The following is a 16,966-nucleotide window of genomic DNA, read 5'->3' as shown; positions in this document are numbered from 1 at the left end:
CGCCGTCAATATTCCCATTCTGCGCCCACCCCCACGGCGGTGCGGCCGTCACTGCCGGCCTCGCCCTGGATCTTGATGCGGCGGGTCACGTCGTAATCCACGGTGGCGGCGGTATCCTGCGGCTTGGCGCCCGCCTTCACGCCGACACTGAGACGGTCGCTGAGGTAGCGCGAGGCCCCCAGGGCCGGCCCGCCGCTGGCGCCGGTGGAGACGTCGAGGCTGTCGAGGCCGAGGCCCTTGCGGGCCTGTTCGAACACGTCCGGGCCGCCGGCACCGCCGGAGAGCTGCGACACCGCCTGGGCGAGCTGCAACGCCTGGAACGGCGACAGCCCCCCGGCCGCCTTCTTGAACAGCAGCCGTGACAGCACCTCGTCCTGCGGCAGGGACGGGTCGGAGGTGAGGACGAAGTCGGGCTGGTTGGCCGGGCCGGTCACGGCGACGCGGGCGGTGACCTCGGCGGCCTTGGTCTCGGCCTGGAAGTCGAGATCGGGGATCGCGAGTTCGCCGTTGAAGGCGAGGCGGCCACGGGTGAAGTCGAGGCGCTGGCCGATGATGCTGAGACGGCCGCGGCGCATGGCGAAATCACCCACCGCCACCGGGTCGCGTGAGGTACCGGTGAGGCGCAGGTCGCCGCCGAGTTCCGCGTCGATGCCGCGCCCGCGCACGAAGATGCGGTTCGGCGCATGGACGGCCACGTCCAGCGTCGCGTCGAAGGGTGGAGGCGCCTTCCTGCGCTTGCCCAGAGCCGCGACCTTCGCCTTGCGGTCGGCTTTCGCATCGACGCGCGCCCGCACGTCCGCGGGCGTATTGACCCGGCGCACGCCGGGCAGGGGCTGCACCGTGGCGGGCAGGCGATCGGGGACGGTCACGTCGACGGAGACGAGGTCGACCCGCCCCGACACTTTCGGCGTCCGCGCCAGAGGACCGCTCAAGGCGAGGTTGAGACTCGCGGTGGCGGTGACGATGGGGCTGGAGACGAGCTCGGCCCGCTCGGCGGTGATCTTGAACGTGCCGGGGAACCCGCCATTCGGGTCCAGGGCCACGCGGCCGCTGGCCTGGAGGCCGCCGCCGTTCCGGGTCTGCGCGGTGAGGCGCTCCACCACGAGGGTATCGCCGCGCCCGGTGACGCGGCCCTCGATCTGCTTGAGGGCGATGCCCTGGAGCGGATCGGTGAAGCTGCCGCCGGAGAGGGTGGCGGCACCCTCGGCACGGGGCGCGTCGAGGGTGCCCGACACGCCCCCGTCGAGGGCGATCCGGCCGGCGACCCGCTGGCCGCCGACGCTGAGCAGGCTGTTGGCCATGGCCGCGTCGAAGGTGCCGCGCAGTTTCAGGGCGATGGGTCCGCCCGCCGAGACGGGCAGGAAGCCGGCAAGCGTCAGTTCGGCCCCGCGACCGGCCGAGACCCGGCCCTCGATCCCGGCGCGGCCGTCGCTCAGGGTGCCGCTCGCCTTGGCGTCGATGGGCGGCAGGCCGGCCTTGCGCGTCTCCGGCGTCACGACCTTCGCCACCGACAGGGCATAGCGCCCTTCCGGCCGTGAGGCCGTGCCGCGGATATCGGCGTCCCCGTCGAGGGTGCCGGTGAGGGCGAGGCTCGGTGAGGCGATACGGGCAAGCGCCAGGGGCAGCGCCCGGATACCGAGCTTCAGGTCGACATTCGATCCGGCCCGTCCGGCGAGGCTGACCCGCCCGGTACCGGCGGCGATGACGAGACCGTCGATGACGGCCGAGCCCTTGTCGAGGGTGATCGTGGCGGGACCGGCCAGGGCCAGGCGGTCCTTGCCGCGTGACGCGGAAAAGCGCGACAGCTCGATCCGCGTGGCCTCGGCCGGAACCAGCCGGGCGGCACCGTCGAGATCGAACCCACGCGCCTTGGCGGTGAGGGTGATGTCGCTGGCATTGGGCGACCCCACGGCCAGGAGGCGCACGGTGTCGATAGACTCGCCGGCGGCGATGACCCGGTCGGCATTGACCCGCCCGTCCACCACGGGATGGGCGAGGAGATCGCGGCCGGTGAGATCGGCGTCGAGCTGCGCGAGGCCGATCTCGCCCGAGCGCAGGGAGGCGCCCTTCGCCTTCACCGACGCGTCCTGGCGTCCTCCCTCGCGCGAGAGGGCGACGGTCGCGTCGAGGCTTCCGGCCAGCGGCGTGAGGGCGAGCGGCGACAGGTCGTCGAGATTGGCGGCCGAGAGCGTGACGCTGCCCTGAGTCAGGAGGGTCGCCGCATCGACGGCCGCCTTGCCGGCGAGGGTGGCCGAGCCGAGATTCACCGCGAGCCGGTCGAGGGACCAATCCGCACCCGTGCGGGCGAGATGCACGTCCCCGCGCAGGGTCTTGCCGCCGATCTCGCCGCCCAGCGCCATCGTTCCGTCGAGCGCCCCGGTGAGGTCTTTGAGCGTCGCGGCCACGCGCACGTCCCGGATCGGGCGGCCGAGCGCCCGTCCGTCCGCGGCGGTGAGGGTGGCGGTGAGGTCCGGCTTCTCCAGGGTTCCGGAGAGCCGCCCGTCGAGGAGGGCGCGGCCGGCAAGGCGCGGATCGACGGCCGAGAGGGTCTTCACGTCCACCAGGAGCTTGGCGTCGGCGAGGCGTGCCGTGGCCTTGCCCTCCAGCCGGGCCACCATTTCGGCGCCGTCGAGCTTCACGCCGTCGAAACTGTAGCCGTCGAAGACCTGCGAGAGCCTGCCCGAGAAATGCGGCTCGCGGCCCAGGAGCCGGTCGAGGGCCGGCAGGCCGAGGACGAGTCCCTTTGTCGTCGCGTCCACATCGGCGGTCACTGCCTTGCGGGCGGGGTCCCCGCTCAAATTCGCCTTCACGGCGACGCTGCCGGCCAGAGTCCGGTCGGCGACATCGGAGAAGGCGGAGAGGTCGGCGAGCCCCGCCTTCAGCGTGCCGGTGAGCGTGTTCTGGCCGACGCGGCCGGCATAGGAGAGCGTGGCGGTGGGCGCGTCGAGATCGAACGCCGCCACATCGACCACGCCGTCGGGCTGGAGCGTGCCCCGGAAGGTGAAGGCACCGCGCGATCCGACCGCCCGGCGCAGGGCCGGGTCGGCGAGCTTCAACCCCTCCACATTGGCATCCGCACGGAGCGCGAAGCGGGTGGCGCTGGGATCGCCGCCCGTGGGTTCCATGGCGAGGCTGGCGGCGATCCGTTCGAGGACGTTGCCGTCCGCGCGCAGGCCCGCCGCCTTGAGGTCGCCATTCACCCGTGGCCGCGCGATCGGCCCCTTCACCGTCCCGTCGAAGACGAGGGTGTCGAGTTCGGCATTGGCCGCCTTGGTGACGCTGCCCTCGGTGGGGACGGCGCGGGCGGAGATCGTGAAGTCGGCGACCCGGTCGGGCGTGAGGCCGCCCGACGCGTCGAGGCGGGCGGTGCGGGAGGCGAGGGCGAGGCGGTCGATGCCGAACGCGCCGTTATCGGCAAAGCGCAGGGCGCCGTCGAGCTTGGTGGTGCCGGAGAAGATCGCCGCCGCCGGGCCGGGCAGGAGGCCCTCGATCCGCGAGGAGAGGTCGAGGGTGAGGGAGCGGTCGGCGCCGGCGCGGGCGATGCGGGCCGTGCCCTTGGCGCCGAGATCGGGGCCGGCATCGAAATCGAGCCGGGCGTTCCAGGCATCGAGGGTGCCGCGTCCGTCGAGATCGAGGTTGATCGGCGGCTCGCCGGGGAGATTGGCGAATTTGGAGAGGAGGCCACCGGCGGCCTCCACCAGGGTGGTCTTCACCTCGAGCTTCTCGCCCTTGGGCACGAAGAGCAGGCGGGCGACGAACTGCCCGGTGGCGTCGAGGCGGCGCACGGACAGGTCGAGGTCGAGCCCTTCGGACGGGGCGCCGAGCTTGGCCTTCCCCTCGGCGGACAGGCGCGCCGGCTGACCGGAGACGGTCTCGCCGAGGACGAGTTCGGCGAGCTTGAAGGCGGTGATCTCCACCTTCACGGGCAATTCGGGCAGCAGCGAGCCATCGGGTTCCGGCGTCGCCGAGACCGGGGCGGGGAGGGGACGGCGCAGCACTTCGAGGCGGCCGATCTCCAGGCTGTCCACCTGCAGGCGACCCGAGAGGAGGGCGAGGCGGCTCCAGACCAGGCGCGCCTTGTCGAGCTTCAGCCAGGCGCCGTTGCGATCGCTGATCACCACGTCGCGGATCGTGGCGTTGGAAGACAGCGCCCCGTCCACGGCACCGATGGACACCTGGGAGCCCGGCGTGGACAAAGCCTTCGACAGGAGCCCGCCGAGCACGGTCTTCTCGCCGTCGTCGGCACGGGTGTGGGTGGCGGGAACGGCGATGCAGACGGTCAGGCCGATGACGGCCACGATGACGCGCGTTCTCCCTCCCCCCTTTGCGGGGGAGGGTGGCCCGCGAAGCGGGTCGGGAAAGGGGAGCGCCGCATTCGGAGAGGTCGTCCCCTCTCCCGCCTGCTCCGCAGACACCCTCCCCCGCAGAGGGGGGAGGGTCGATGCGCACCGACCGGAAACCCGTCCGAAAAATTCCATCAGAACGACTGCCCCAGGCTGATGTACAGGGCCACGGGACGCTCGCGGTTCCCCTTGATGCGGTCGAGGGGGAACGCCACGTCGACGCGGATCGGGCCGATGCCGGTATAGTAGCGGAGGCCGAGGCCCGCGGCGTAGCGGATGCGCTCCTCGAAATCCGGCAGGCTGCCCTCGAAGGCGGTGCCGGCGTCGAAGAACGGCACGATCCCGATCGTGTCGGTGATCTTGACCCGCGCCTCCACCGACGCTTCGAGGAGGCTGCGCCCGCCTACCGGCAGGTTGAACGGCCCGCGCGGGCCCAGCGTGCGGTAGGGGAAGCCGCGCACCGAGCCGCCGCCGCCGGCGAAGAAGCGGATATTGGCCGGGATGTCCTCGAGGCTCGCGCCCGAGATCGAACCGAAGCCGATGCGGCCGGCGAGGATGTAGCGGGCCTCGTCGTCGATGGCGTAGTAGGTCGAGCCCTGCGCCTTGGCGACGAAGATCGACGGATCCGAGCCGAGGAACCCGGCATAGGGGGTCACCGAGGCGGTGGCCCGGAACCCCTGCGTCGGGTCGAGCAGGTTGTCGGTGGAGTCGTAGGCCACCGACAGCGGCACGCCGACGAGGCGGTAATCGACCTTGCCGAGCGCGTCCTGCGAGCGGCCGGCCTGACCGTCGATGCCGATCTGCGCGTAGAACGTGTCGGAGAACCGGTGCCGGATGCCGATCGTGCCGCCGGCCGCGTCCGAGACGTAGGATTGCTGGGCCTCGCGGCCCGCAAAGACATTGGCCACGAGATCGTTGCGCGTGCCCCACAGGGCCGGCTTGACGAAGGTCGCGGAGATCCGGCCGCCCAAGCCGTTCGAATCGATCCCGGCGGCCTTGCGCTGCGCAGCGTAGAGGTCGTTGCCGAGATAGTAGATGTCGGCGTCGAGCCGCAGGGTCTCGCCGCCGCCGAACAGGTTGCGGTTGGCGTAATAGGCACGGATGCCCGGGCCATCGACCGTGGAGAAGCGGGCCGCGACCCCGATCAGGTTGCGGTCGCGCTCGGTCACGTCGACGAAGATCGGCAGGTTGCCCTGCGCGTCGAGCGCCTCGCCCTCGCGCACCCGGACCGAGCCCAAGGCCTCGACCTTGGCGACGGACCGGCGGATGTCGGCCACGGCCTTGGGCGAATAGGGGTCGCCCGGCTCGCTGTAGATGAAGGAGCGCACCACCGCCGGGTCGATGCCGGTGGTGCCGCGCACGGCGACCTCGCCCAGCCCCGCTATGGGGCCGGGATCGATGGTGAAGCGGACGTCCATGACATGGGCGGCGTCATCCACCACCGGATCGCGCGAGACCGCCTTGGCGAAGGGATGGCCCAGGGCGCGGAAGCGATCGACGATCTTCGCCTCGCGGGCCAGCACGGTGGCCGAGCGGGCGGGGACGTCGTCGCCCACCCGGACGAAACGCTCGGGCAGCACCTCGGACGGGAAATCGTTGCCGCGCGGATCGGAGGCCGCCACCGTGCGGAGCTTGTAGAGCGGACCGGCATCGACGACGATCTTCACGGGCACCAAGGCCCGGTTCCGGCCGCCCTCGGCGGCCCGCGCCGCAGCCGCCACCGAGGCCTCGCCGGACAATTCGACCTCGTCGATGCGGATGGCGACCTTGCCCTGGTAGTAACCGTAGCCGGAGAGCACGTCGGACAGGCGGCGAAGGTCCGCCTCCGCCCGCCGCACGATGCCCTCGCCATCGGGCGGCGCGTCCTGGCGCAGGCGATAGAGCGTGGAGGTGTCCTGCAGGGCCTGTAGAACGTCGTCGTCCTCGAGCCCCTGGAATTTCACCGAATAGGGCAGCGTCTCGCGGCTCGGCGCCGGCGGCTCCTCCTCGGAGCCGAACAGGCCGAACAGGTCGAAGGCGACGGCCGGGGAGGAGGCGAGGGCGGCCATCGACACGCCGCCGAGGACGGCCATGGCCACGCCCGCGCAACCGTGTCTCAAACCCCTGCCTTTGGAATTCTGCATGCCCGACATCACGAAGCGCGACCCGCCCTCGTGATCCGCCACGGCGCAACCCCGACGGTTCGTCCGCCCACCTTCGATTCCGTCATCCCGCCTCCGCTTCGATGCCGGTCAACCTTCCGTGACGACCCCTCACCGGGTCGTTAAGGTCGTTCCTCGCCCCATGTCGCAGAGTGGCAAGCCTAGCCGTCGCCCCCGGCGAGGGCAACCACAGGCAGTGCCGCAGCCGGGCCCCGTCATGTCCGCGCCGCAGAACCCGTCCGTCATTCAGTCGGCTCGCTTTCGCGATGGAAATCGCAGGCCATGTCGGGAACCCGGAACGGCCGGGAGCCTTGTCTGAGAATCGCAGGCACCCTAACTTTCACCTATCGGACCTTGTCTTCAACGATCCCCTGCCGGTTCATTCCGGGTCGCACGCCCAGCAGTCGCTGCAGAACTGCCGCGGGCCGTCGCTTCGATCCCATCGCATCTCCGAGACCCTGCGCCCTGTCGGCCGCGCGTAGCGTAACCGCGGCCCGAGAGGCCCCTCCACACTTTATTCGAGACGAGGGCGCGACCCCTGCAATCGCGTTCCTCCCGACGGCGAGAAGGACATATCCATGAGCACGGGCACCGTGAAATGGTTCAACGAGACCAAGGGCTACGGCTTCATTCAACCGGATGACGGCGGCAAGGACGTGTTCGTCCATATCTCGGCCGTGGAACGCGCCGGCATGCGCAACCTCATCGAGGGGCAGAAGCTGTCCTACGAGATCGAGAACGACCGCCGCACCGGCAAGCAATCCGCCGGCAACCTCCAGGCCGCCTGAGGTCTGGACGAACGAGGGCACTCCCGGTGAGGCCTTTGTTCAACACATGCATAAGAAGCCGCCCTGCCATGGGCGGCTTCAGTTGATTCCGGCCGAATCGTGAGTCATTGGGCTATCCGATTCGATTCCGTCCTTCGATGATTCACAGCAAGGCTCAGCGCCGCGCGCTTCCGCTCGCGGAACGGGCCGAGACGCACCACCCGAGAAAGGTCAGATGAGCGCCTTCGACTACAGGAATTTCGACGACCGCCGTAAGAACTCCGCCAGCGCCAAGCAGATGCTGCTGGAAAAATTCAAGGCCCGTCCCCCGGCGGATGACCCGGAAATGATTGCCAAGGCCCAGGCCCGCGCCGCAATCGCCCGTGCCCGGGACGAGAGGGCTCGCGAACGCGAAGCCGCCCGCATCGCCGCCGAAAAGAAGGCTGCCGAGGAGAAGCGCGCTCGCGAAGAGGCGGAGCTCGCCGCCCAGATCGCCCGCGAAGAGGAAGAGACTCGTCTCGCAGCCGAGCGCAAGGCGATCGACCTGGCCGAGAAGAAGGCCCAGCGCGATGCGCGCTATGCCGCTCGCAAGGCCAAGGCCCGTCGCTGAAGGCCTGGATAGGCCATCCCTCGTAAGGGAGGCCTCGTCGTCTCGATGACCGCCAAGGGCTCGGATGGTGGTACCGGATCTCGTATCCGGTGCTTCTATCCGGGCCCTTTCGCGTCGTCGCCGAGGCTCACGCCGAAGTCGAGCGAGAGCGCCTGTGTCAGGCCTCGTTCTCGGCTTCGCCCTCGTCCTTCTCGGACGTCGTCTCGACTTCGCCCTTGGGCTCCGTATCCGCCTCGGGGCGGGGCCCGGCCTTGAACGAACGACGCGGAGCGTTGCCGCGCTTCATCTGCGCGGGCTTCTCGATGGCGCCGAGACGCTCGGAGAGCTGCTTGGCCCGCTCGTTGAAATCGTTGGTGGTACGCGACTGAGACGCACCACTCTTGAACGCATTCGCCACTTGGGCCTCATGGAGTTGCCCAGGGCACGGGTTCGTGCGGGGTTGGCCGTGTTCTAGCACGGTTTGCCGCCGAGCGGGCAGTTAACTGTCCGACACGGCGAGCGACGGTCCGGCGCCGGACCGTTCCGGTCCCCTGACGGGACCGGGACCGGCTTCAGAACCGGGCCGTTAGGAACAGCCGGACGTTGCGGCCGGGCAGCAGGATTTCATCCTTCTTGAACGAGGCCGAGTTGCGGATGTCGTCATCCAGGAGGTTGCGACCCTGGAGCCCCACCGTCACCTCGCTGGCACCGTAGATCACCGGATCGAGGGACTGCGTATACGCCAGCTCGGCGCGCAGATCGTTCCAACCCCGCGTCAGTGTCTCGAACGGCGCGATCTCGGTATGGTCGAAGGCGTGGAGCAGGTTCACGCGGCCGAACCAGCCATTCGCCCGCAGAAAAGCACCGCCACCCAGGCGATGGGGGGGGATGCGCGGAACGTAGGAACCGTCGTCGAACTGCGCCCGCACGAAATCGTACTGCGCCTCGATCCCGGCCCAGCCGTCGCCGACGGGAAGGATGTCGAGCTGCGCGCCGATCTCGGCGCCGTAGAAGGTCGAGTTGGCCTGTGAGTAGACGATCTGGCGCAACTCGTCGCCGCTGCCGCAGGAGGCGAAATCGTCGTCGCAGCGGTTGCCGGTATCCCGGCGGTAGATGAAGCCGGTATAGCGCGTGACGTATCCGGTGGCGTCGAGGCGCAGTGGGCCTTCGGCCCGGCGCAGGCTGAGCTCCACCGTGCGGGCGCGCTCCAGCTTCAGGGTCGGGTCACCGATCTCGAAGGTCGCGGTGGCATCGTGCGGCCCCTGCGAGAACAGCTCGTAGCTGGTGGGCGCGCGCTCGACATAGGAGCCGTTGACGCTCGCCACGAACCCGTAGGGCAGGTCCTGCAGCGCGCCGAAGCTGAGGCTCTTGGGGGCGAAGCGGCGCGTCAGCGCGGAGCTCGACGGATCCGTGCCATTGGGCAGGTAGTCGGCGGGGAACAGCGTGGCGGTGCTGTTGAGCCGGTCGTTCCCGATGCGGCCCGCCGCCTGGAAGCGCAGGCCGCCCCCGACCGCCAGTTCCTCGAACAGGTAGGTGGCGAGGGAACGCGATTCCGTGGCCGGCAGGAAGCTCTCGAGCTGCGAATTGAGGACGCGCCGGCCGGTCTGCAGACCGACCGCGCCGGTGAGGGTGCCGAGCGCGGTGACGACCGGCACGTGTTGCGCCTCGAACCGGGCCTCGACCTCGCGGTTCTTGAAGATCGCCTGCACGCCCTCGAGGCCGTTCGCCCCCCCGGAACCCTCATGCGCGATACCGATCTCCTCATGGCGGTAGACCGACCCGCCGGCCCAGAACCGGAGAACCTCGAACGGCCCCTGAAGCGGCCGATACTCGCCACGGGCGAGCACGCGATCCTGGTTCGGGGTCAGCCGTGTGCGGGCCTCCTCCGCGTCGCCTCCGGGAATCTGGTACATCGCCTCGTAGTGGCTGAACGACACGCCGACGAAGCCGCGATCGCCGATGGCCGAGATCCCGATGGAGCCGCCCTGCGTCTCGGTGGCCGAGTTGCGCTGGATGCCGCCGGGAATGGCGTAGGAATCGGTGGCCGTCTTGAAGCCGTCGGCATGGACCGCGATGCCGTTGGCCCCGGCATCGACGCTCGCCGCGCCGAGCCTTCCGTTATCGACGCTGGAATAGCCGGTGGTGACCTGGCCGGAGACGCCCCGGGCCGGGATGAAGGTGGGGACCTGGTTGTTCTCGGACGAGACCACGCCGCCGATGGCGCCCGAGCCGTAGCGCAGGGTCGCGGGGCCGCGGATCACCTCGATCCGGTCTGCGGTGAGCGGGTTGACCGGCACCGCATGGTCCTCGCCGAGATCGGACACGCCGCCATTGACGATGCCGTTCTCCTGGATCCGCACCCGCGCGTTGTCGAGGCCGCGAATGATCGGCCGCGAAGCCGCTCCGGGCGCATAGGTCGAGGACGAGATGCCGGGGCGGTCGGAGAGGGCGTCACCGAGGGTGCGGGGCTGGTTGCGCTGAATCTCGGAGCGGGTGACCACCGTGACGGGCGAGAGGCTGTCGCCGACGACCGGCAGCACACCGGTGGGAAAGCCCCCTGCGGCGGAAGGGCCGGGGGCGGGGAGGATCGGGCTCGCGGAGGTCACGCTCAGTTCCGAGAGCGTCGCCTCGGCCTGCTGGGCCGCGGCGGGGGCGATCATCGCGCCGGATGTGAGGCCCGCACCGGACAGCATCGTCCCGGCCAGCCAGATCCTCGATCGTCTCATCCGCATCACGCCCCGAAATCACTATGTTATAATGTTTCATTGCTGAGTGCGTTTCATGCGGCAAGGGGAGATATGGTCCGCGTCGCGGTTGAAACCCGACTGTGGCCGATGCGCATCATCGCCGGAACGGTCGGCGGCGAGCGATGATTGTGGATGCGACGAAGGCGGCGCTTGCACGCGGCCTCGCGCGGGCAAAGATCCCCGTCGTGATCTCCCTGTCCCTCCTCGGCGCGATCTTTCGCGTGTTCTGCCTCCTCCTGCTCGGTCTGTTTCTTCTGCCGCTCGGCAGCCATGCCCTGTGGTGGATGGCGCGGGGCGGTGGTGCGGCGGACTGGGCGGTGGCCGACTGGTCGAGCGCCGGGCTGTTGCGCCCGCCCAAAGCGTCGGACCCGGCACTCGTCCGGGTCTATGCGGCGCGGGTCGGGCGCTGGCGGGGGATCTTCGCCCATCACAGCTGGATCGTGGTGAAGCCTGACGGCGCCGCCCGCTACACCCGCTACGACGTGGTCGGCTGGGGGATGCCGGTCCGCACGGACGGCTGGGCCGCGGACGGACGCTGGTTCGGCAACGATCCGCAGACCGTCCTCGCCCTCGACGGGGACGATGCGGCCCGCTCCATCCCGTCGATCCGCGCGGCGGTGGCCGATTATCCCTACCGGGCGCTCGGCACCTATCAGGCCTGGCCCGGGCCGAACTCGAACAGCTTCACCGCCCATGTGCTGGCCCGCCTTCCGGAGGCGCAGGCGATCCTGCCGCCGACGGCCATGGGGAAGGACTGGGCGCCGCCGGGCCGCATCGTCGAGCGGACGCCGAGCGGCACCGGCATCCGGCTGACCTTCAGCGGCTATGCCGGGCTCACCGTCGGCTGGGTCGAGGGCATCGAGCTGAACCTCCTCGGCCTCGTCGCGGGGCTCGACCTGCGCCGCCCCGCGATCAAACTCCCCGGCTGGGGCAGGATCGGAACGGCATGACGACACCCCTCCTCATCCGCCCCGCGGAACCCGGCGACACCGATGCGATCTGGTCCATCCTCGAGCCGGTGATCCGGGCCGGCGAGACCTATGCGCTACCCCGCGACGGCTCGCGCGAGGCCATGCTGGCCTACTGGTTCGCCCCGGCAAACCAGGTCTTCGTCGCCCTGGACGGGGGCAGGGTGCTCGGCACCTACATGCTGAAGGCGAACCAGCAGGGCGGCGGAGCCCATGTGGCCAATGCCGGGTTCATGACCCATGCCGATGCGGTGGGTCGCGGCATCGCCCGCGCCATGGGACGGCACGCGATCGAGGGTGCCACCCGCCAGGGCTTCCTCGCCATGCAGTTCAATTTCGTCGTCGCCAGCAACACCCGCGCGGTAGCCCTGTGGGAAAGCCTCGGCTTCTCGCGGATCGCCCGCTTGCCCGAGGCGTTCCGGCATCCGAGCCTCGGGCTGGTCGATGCCCTGGTGATGCACAGGAAGCTCGGGGCCGACGACGCGTCGTAAAGCGCCCGCGCGACCTTTGCGCTCGCGACGGAACCTCGGCACGCGGGAAACCTTGTCGGGTGCTTCCCTCAGCGAGCCCCATGCCCGATCCCTCCCCGCCGCCGAACGGCTCGCCCCTGCGCGTCACCGTCGATCTCAACCGATGCCAGGCCTACGCCCAGTGCTGCTACGCGGCGCCGGAGCATTTCGTGCTGCATGGGCGCGAAGCTTTGTTCTACGACCCCGCGCCCTCCGCGTCCGACCGTCTCGCCATCGAGCGGGCGCGGGTATCCTGTCCGGTCCAGGCGATCCGCGTCGAGGACCCGGAGCGGCAAGGCCGATGACGAGCAGGAATGCCGAAGGACATGCGGTGGTGGTCGGCGCCTCCCTCGCGGGCCTGCGCGGTGCCGAGGCCCTGCGCCAGGCGGGCTTTGCCGGACGCCTCACCCTCGTCGGCGACGAGCCGCACCGCCCCTACGACCGGCCGCCGCTCTCGAAGGCCGCCCTCACCGGCGAGATCGCGCCCGAGGCGACCGCGCTGCCCAACCTCCATGCTCTGGATGCCGAATGGCGGCTCGGCGTCGCCGCCACAGGCCTCGACAGGCAGGCGCGCGAGGTCCGCCTCGCCGATGGCGCGACCCTGTCCTACGACCGGCTCCTCATCGCCACCGGATCGCGCGCCCGACCCTGGTCGAATCCGACTGAGGCGGGCCTTGCCGGGGTCCATACCCTGCGCGGGCGCGACGATGCCGCCGCCCTCCGGCGGGCGCTCGCCGCCGGCCCGAAGCGCGTCCTCATCATCGGCGCGGGTTTCATCGGCTGCGAGGTCGCGGCCTCCTGCCGGGCCCTCGACCGCACCGTCACCCTGATCGATCCGGGACCGGCACCCCTCGCTAGAATCCTCGGGCAGCCGGTGGGCGAGATCGTCGCCGCCCTGCACCGAGCTCTCGGCGTCGACCTGCGCAGCCGGACCAAGGTCGCGCGGCTCGAAGGCGATGCGTCGGGCCGGGTGGTCCGGGCCATTCTCGATGACGGCAGTGAGGTGGAAACCGACCTCGTGGTGGTGGCGTTGGGCGCGGTGCGCAACACCGAATGGCTGAGCGGTTCCGGGCTCGATGACGGCCCAGGCGGCGTCCTCTGCGACGAGGCCGGTTACGTCCTCGACATGGAGGGACGCCCCGACAGGGCCATCGCCGCGGCCGGCGACGTGGCACGGTTCCCCCATCCGCTTTACGACGGCCGCCCCGTCGCCCTCGAACATTGGGGCCACGCGGTGGCCCAGGGCGAGCATGCCGGGCGCCTCCTGGCAGGAGCGGCCACGGGCGCGGCCTATGCCGAGATGCCCGCTTTCTGGTCGTCCCAGGGCGGCGTCACCATCAAGTCGGTGGGCCTGACCGAGGGGGCGGATGCCATGGTCTTCGCGCAGGGAAGCCCGAAGGAGGGCCGCTTCGTCGTCGTCTATGGCGCCAAGGGACGCTGCATCGCCGCATTGTCCTTCGATTCAGGGCGCTGGCTCCCCGCCTATGCCGAGCAGATCGCAGCGCGCGCCCCGTTCCCACCGATCCGCGTCGGGGTCGACCTGCACGGTCTCGCGGTGCTGCAGCCGGGCTTTCCCGAGGAACGGACATCGTCATGAAGGCCGGACGCCTGTTCGAGGCGGTCAAGGACGAGGCCAATCGGGCCGATCCCTATCCGCTCTACGCCCGCTTGCGCGAGACGCCTGTCTCGCGCCAGGACGACGGCACCTATGTGGTCTCGACCCATGCGGCGATCACGAGCCTCCTGCACGATCCGCGGATCAGTTCGGAGACCCTGCCGCCAAGCGAGCGCCCTCGGACCGGCAATCCGCTCTCGGACTGGATCGTCAACCCGGTCAAGGATCACGTCACAAACACCCATCGCCCGTTCATCTTCCGCGATCCGCCGGACCATGACCGGCTGCGGATGGCCGTGATGGGGCAGTTCACGCATCAGCGGGTCCATGCCATGCGCGGACGCTCGCATGACCTCGTGGCCGATCTCCTGGACAAGCAGAGCGATGCGACGAGCTTCGATCTCGTCTGCGACGTCGCCTATCCGCTTCCCGTCACGGTGATCTGCGAGATGCTGGGCGTGCCGCCGGAGGACGAGCCGCAATTCCACGGCTGGGCGACGCAGCTCGCCTCGGCTCTCGAACCGGACAACCTCGGCAATGAGGAGGCACGGGCGAAGAACATCACCACCTTCGACGAGATCTCCACCTACATGCGCGGCCTCATCAAGGAGAAGCACCGCCACCCGCAGGACGACATGCTGTCCGGCATGAGCGGCGAATCGGGCAAGGACGGTGGAGCGGGGATGGGCGAGGTCGACCTCATCGCCACCGCCATCCTGCTGCTGGTGGCCGGCCATGAGACCACCGTGAACCTCATCGCCAACAGCATGCTGGCTCTGGTGCGACGCCCCCACATCCTCACGCGGCTCGCCGGCGAGCCGGACCTCGCGCCGCGCCTCATCGAGGAGATGCTGCGCTACGACCCGCCGGTGCATTTCCGGACGCGGCGGGCGTTGAGCAGCATCGACATAGCCGGCACCACCATCCCGGAGGGCGCCGACATCGTGCTCCTCCTCGCCTCCGGCAATCGCGACCCGGCGGTGTTCCGCGATCCGGACCGGTTCGACCCGGATCGACCCGATATCCGCCATTTCGGTTTCGGCGGCGGGCTCCATTACTGCGCTGGCGCGCCGCTCGCCCGATTCGAGGCCGAGGCGGCCCTTGTGGCGCTGGCACAGCGCCTCGTCCATCCGCGCCTCATCGACGATCCGCCGCCCTATCGCTCGGGCGCGGCCCTGCGCGGCCCCATGCATCTTCGGCTCGCCATCGACGGAGTGGCACCCCGCCGCTGACCTCGCTCGGACACGATTGCGGCCTTGCCGCCACACCGTGTCCGAAAAGCCGGGGCGACGCGCCTTTCCCTTGTCAGGCCCGCGGCATTGCCTTGCCGTCAGCGCAATTGGCGGTGACGCAACGGTTCATTGCCGAAGTCCCCGCCGGGAAGAGAGATCGATGCCGCGTCAGTTCCTGTCGACCGTTGCCCTCGTCGCCCTCGCCGCAGGCCTCGGGGCCTGCAGCTCGTCGCGCCTCGACGGGCCGAGCCGCGGCAGCCGCGCCGGCCTCGGTGCCCAGGCCGCCCTCGAGCCGGTCGCCCCGGCCATGCCCGCCGGCCCGGTGACCTCCGCTCCCCTCGCGCCTCCGCCCGGCGCCAGCGCCGCCCCCATTGATGCGCCGCCTCCGGTGGGTGCGGACGTGGCTCTGGCGCCGGCCCCGGTCGTCGCCGAACCGGTCTACGTGCCGCCGCCGGCCCCGCCGATCGTGTCGAGCGGACGCTCCTCGGTGGTGGGAAGCTGGAATGCCAAGGACGCCACGGGCGCGACCTGCAAGGTCTCCCTGTCGAGCGCCCCCGCCCTCGACCTCTACAAGGCGAACGCCTCCGGCTGTGCCAACAAGGATCTGGCGAAGGTCACCGCCTGGGATTACCGCGACGGCGAGGTCTATCTCTACCAGCCCGGCGGCACCGTGACGGCCCGCCTGCGCCAGGGTGGGGGTGCGTTGGACGGAGCGCTCTCCAAGTCCGGCGCCTCGCTCGCCCTGGCGCGGTAAGGACTTACGTCATTGCATGAGAAAACCCGCATAAAGTCTTGCCAGGGCTGAGTTTCAGGGCGTAACCCGCAGCCCCAGCAGCCAGGTATTGGCGCTGAAACTCGACCCGGCGGAGCTGCTGTCGATCTGCTGGTAGATGTAACTGCCGCGCATGGAGAGCCAGCGGTTGAAGCGGTAGTCGAGCCGGGCGGTGGCGGAGAAGCCGCGCTCGGTGATGTTGACCCGGTCGTAGTCGCTGGCGAGGTAGCCGCCGCCCAGGGTGATCGACAGGTTGCGCAGGAGGTCGTGCTGCACCTCCAGCGTCACCGCCTTGGTCAGCACGCCGCTCGATCCCGCAACGGCGGTCTCGATGATGCCGGTGGCCGCGTTGAGCCGCACGGTGGTGAGCGGGCTCGCCGTCCAGATCAGGGCCGCGTTGACGATCGGGGCGGTGAGGTCCTTCAGGCCTGGATCGACATAGGTCCGGTGCTGGAGACCCGCCGAGACCTCGCCGCTGACGAAGCGGGTGAGCGCCACGCGGGCGCCGCCCGTGACCGTGATGCCGTCGGAATTCCGGCGGATCCCGTTGGAATCGGTGCGCAGGTCGTAGACGCGGGTATCGGCCAGGACATCGACGAAGGGCGAGATGACGGGCGAGATCTCGTAGGAGGCGCGCAGCCTCAACCCGTACTGGTTCAGGTTGCGGTCGCTCTGGTTCAGGATCGCACCGTTCGACAGCGTCGCGCTCTCGAACTCCGACCGGTCGATGAGGCCGCGCAGGGAGACCTGCAGCCGGTTGAACGTCTCGGTGACGCCGATCGTCGTGCCGTAGCTCGCCACGATCGGGCGGTTCGACAGCGTGGCGTTGATGTCCGGCGAGCCCGGCCGCTGTGTCTCGACGAGGAAGCGGGTTTCCACGTCGACGGTGGTGCTGCGGTTGGCGTCGAGGCGCAGGCGAACCGTACCAGCGCCATTGGGCCGGCTGGCGGCCTGGTTGTCAGGAAAGTCGAGATAGCCGCCGCGGAGTTCGCCCGCGAGTTCATGCGAGGACCAGTCGCTGCGGAAGGCGAGCTCGCCCTCGGTGCGCAGGGCGAGCGACCCCTTGGCGCGGTTGGCGGTGATCTGGTCCGGATTCGTGTCGTAGCCGACGCTCTGCTGGAACACCGGCAGGAACGTGAAGGTCCCGAGCTTGATGCCGAGGGGGGCATAGGCCTCGTCCACCACCAGCGGCCTGCGCAGGGCGGCGCCGAGGAAGGCGCCTGGCGTGCCGATTCCGGCCAATGGCAACAGGGTCAGGGACGGCGCCGGGGGCGGAGCGGGCG

The 16,966-nt window shown here is 70.1% G+C and carries 13 protein-coding genes; 8 read left to right on the top strand and 5 right to left on the bottom strand.

Features of this window, described 5'->3' with window-relative positions; all coding sequences use genetic code 11:
• Positions 1-5: 5 nt before the first annotated feature.
• Both MBTS_RS09740 and MBTS_RS09735 read right to left on the bottom strand, forming a co-directional pair.
• Positions 6-4,298: a translocation/assembly module TamB domain-containing protein gene (locus MBTS_RS09740; RefSeq protein ID WP_192215517.1), complete on the bottom strand. Its 4,293-nt coding sequence runs from the start codon at positions 4,296-4,298 to the stop codon at positions 6-8.
• Between the two features lie 179 nt (positions 4,299-4,477).
• Positions 4,478-6,415: an autotransporter assembly complex protein TamA gene (locus MBTS_RS09735; RefSeq protein WP_056142082.1), complete on the bottom strand. Its 1,938-nt coding sequence runs from the start codon at positions 6,413-6,415 to the stop codon at positions 4,478-4,480.
• 647 nt (positions 6,416-7,062) lie between these two features.
• On the opposite strand from MBTS_RS09735, the gene MBTS_RS09730 reads away from it, so the two are divergent.
• Entirely contained in the window at positions 7,063-7,272 is a 210-nt protein-coding gene (locus MBTS_RS09730) for a cold-shock protein (RefSeq protein ID WP_018043862.1), read from the top strand.
• Between the two features lie 214 nt (positions 7,273-7,486).
• Entirely contained in the window at positions 7,487-7,861 is a 375-nt protein-coding gene (locus tag MBTS_RS09725) for a DUF6481 family protein (protein ID WP_018043861.1), read from the top strand.
• Positions 7,862-8,018: 157 nt separating this feature from the next.
• Here MBTS_RS09725 and MBTS_RS09720 read toward each other — a convergent pair whose 3' ends face one another.
• Positions 8,019-8,258 carry a hypothetical protein gene (locus MBTS_RS09720; RefSeq protein WP_018043860.1) on the bottom strand — a complete coding sequence of 80 codons (240 nt, stop codon included), beginning with the start codon at positions 8,256-8,258 and terminating at the stop codon, positions 8,019-8,021.
• Between the two features lie 154 nt (positions 8,259-8,412).
• Complete coding sequence (locus MBTS_RS09715; protein ID WP_373321323.1) at positions 8,413-10,572, bottom strand: TonB-dependent receptor; 2,160 nt, start codon at positions 10,570-10,572, stop codon at positions 8,413-8,415.
• Between the two features lie 137 nt (positions 10,573-10,709).
• On the opposite strand from MBTS_RS09715, the gene MBTS_RS09710 reads away from it, so the two are divergent.
• The 6 genes from MBTS_RS09710 to MBTS_RS09685 all read left to right on the top strand — a co-directional run bounded on the left by MBTS_RS09710 (position 10,710) and on the right by MBTS_RS09685 (position 15,665).
• On the top strand, positions 10,710-11,537 hold the full coding sequence (locus MBTS_RS09710; protein WP_238254166.1) for a DUF3750 domain-containing protein: 828 nt from the start codon (positions 10,710-10,712) through the stop codon (positions 11,535-11,537).
• Positions 11,534-12,046, top strand: coding sequence for a GNAT family N-acetyltransferase (locus MBTS_RS09705; protein ID WP_192215511.1), 513 nt, complete (start codon positions 11,534-11,536; stop codon positions 12,044-12,046). The genes MBTS_RS09710 and MBTS_RS09705 overlap by 4 nt, the downstream gene beginning before the upstream one ends.
• Positions 12,047-12,126: 80 nt before the next feature.
• Positions 12,127-12,369: a ferredoxin gene (locus MBTS_RS09700; protein WP_018043856.1), complete on the top strand. Its 243-nt coding sequence runs from the start codon at positions 12,127-12,129 to the stop codon at positions 12,367-12,369.
• Positions 12,366-13,661 carry an NAD(P)/FAD-dependent oxidoreductase gene (locus MBTS_RS09695; RefSeq protein ID WP_192215510.1) on the top strand — a complete coding sequence of 432 codons (1,296 nt, stop codon included), beginning with the start codon at positions 12,366-12,368 and terminating at the stop codon, positions 13,659-13,661. The genes MBTS_RS09700 and MBTS_RS09695 overlap by 4 nt, the downstream gene beginning before the upstream one ends.
• Entirely contained in the window at positions 13,658-14,911 is a 1,254-nt protein-coding gene (locus tag MBTS_RS09690) for a cytochrome P450 (RefSeq protein ID WP_147833546.1), read from the top strand. Before MBTS_RS09695 ends, MBTS_RS09690 begins: the two co-directional genes overlap by 4 nt.
• 160 nt (positions 14,912-15,071) lie before the next feature.
• Positions 15,072-15,665 carry an AprI/Inh family metalloprotease inhibitor gene (locus MBTS_RS09685; protein ID WP_192215509.1) on the top strand — a complete coding sequence of 198 codons (594 nt, stop codon included), beginning with the start codon at positions 15,072-15,074 and terminating at the stop codon, positions 15,663-15,665.
• 54 nt (positions 15,666-15,719) lie between these two features.
• Here the strand turns inward: MBTS_RS09685 and MBTS_RS09680 are convergent.
• Positions 15,720-16,966 (bottom strand): outer membrane beta-barrel protein (locus tag MBTS_RS09680; RefSeq protein ID WP_147833569.1); only part of this gene is annotated, 1,247 nt, incomplete at its 5' end.

The organism is Methylobacterium bullatum (assembly GCF_014845095.1).
In the GTDB taxonomy this organism is placed as follows: Bacteria; Pseudomonadota; Alphaproteobacteria; order Rhizobiales; family Beijerinckiaceae; genus Methylobacterium; species Methylobacterium bullatum.
The sequence above is the reverse complement of the archived record's forward strand: the minus strand, read 5'-3'. Positions and strand labels throughout refer to the sequence as shown.

Coding starts and splice junctions, on each gene's coding strand:
- MBTS_RS09725 (WP_018043861.1), top strand. CDS start 7,487: ATGAGCGCCTTCGACTACAGGAATTTCGACGACCGCCGTAAGAACTCC.
- MBTS_RS09705 (WP_192215511.1), top strand. CDS start 11,534: ATGACGACACCCCTCCTCATCCGCCCCGCGGAACCCGGCGACACCGAT.
- MBTS_RS09735 (WP_056142082.1), bottom strand. CDS start 6,415: ATGGCCGTCCTCGGCGGCGTGTCGATGGCCGCCCTCGCCTCCTCCCCG.
- MBTS_RS09715 (WP_373321323.1), bottom strand. CDS start 10,572: ATGCGGATGAGACGATCGAGGATCTGGCTGGCCGGGACGATGCTGTCC.
- MBTS_RS09690 (WP_147833546.1), top strand. CDS start 13,658: ATGAAGGCCGGACGCCTGTTCGAGGCGGTCAAGGACGAGGCCAATCGG.
- MBTS_RS09700 (WP_018043856.1), top strand. CDS start 12,127: ATGCCCGATCCCTCCCCGCCGCCGAACGGCTCGCCCCTGCGCGTCACC.
- MBTS_RS09685 (WP_192215509.1), top strand. CDS start 15,072: ATGCCGCGTCAGTTCCTGTCGACCGTTGCCCTCGTCGCCCTCGCCGCA.
- MBTS_RS09710 (WP_238254166.1), top strand. CDS start 10,710: ATGATTGTGGATGCGACGAAGGCGGCGCTTGCACGCGGCCTCGCGCGG.
- MBTS_RS09730 (WP_018043862.1), top strand. CDS start 7,063: ATGAGCACGGGCACCGTGAAATGGTTCAACGAGACCAAGGGCTACGGC.
- MBTS_RS09695 (WP_192215510.1), top strand. CDS start 12,366: ATGACGAGCAGGAATGCCGAAGGACATGCGGTGGTGGTCGGCGCCTCC.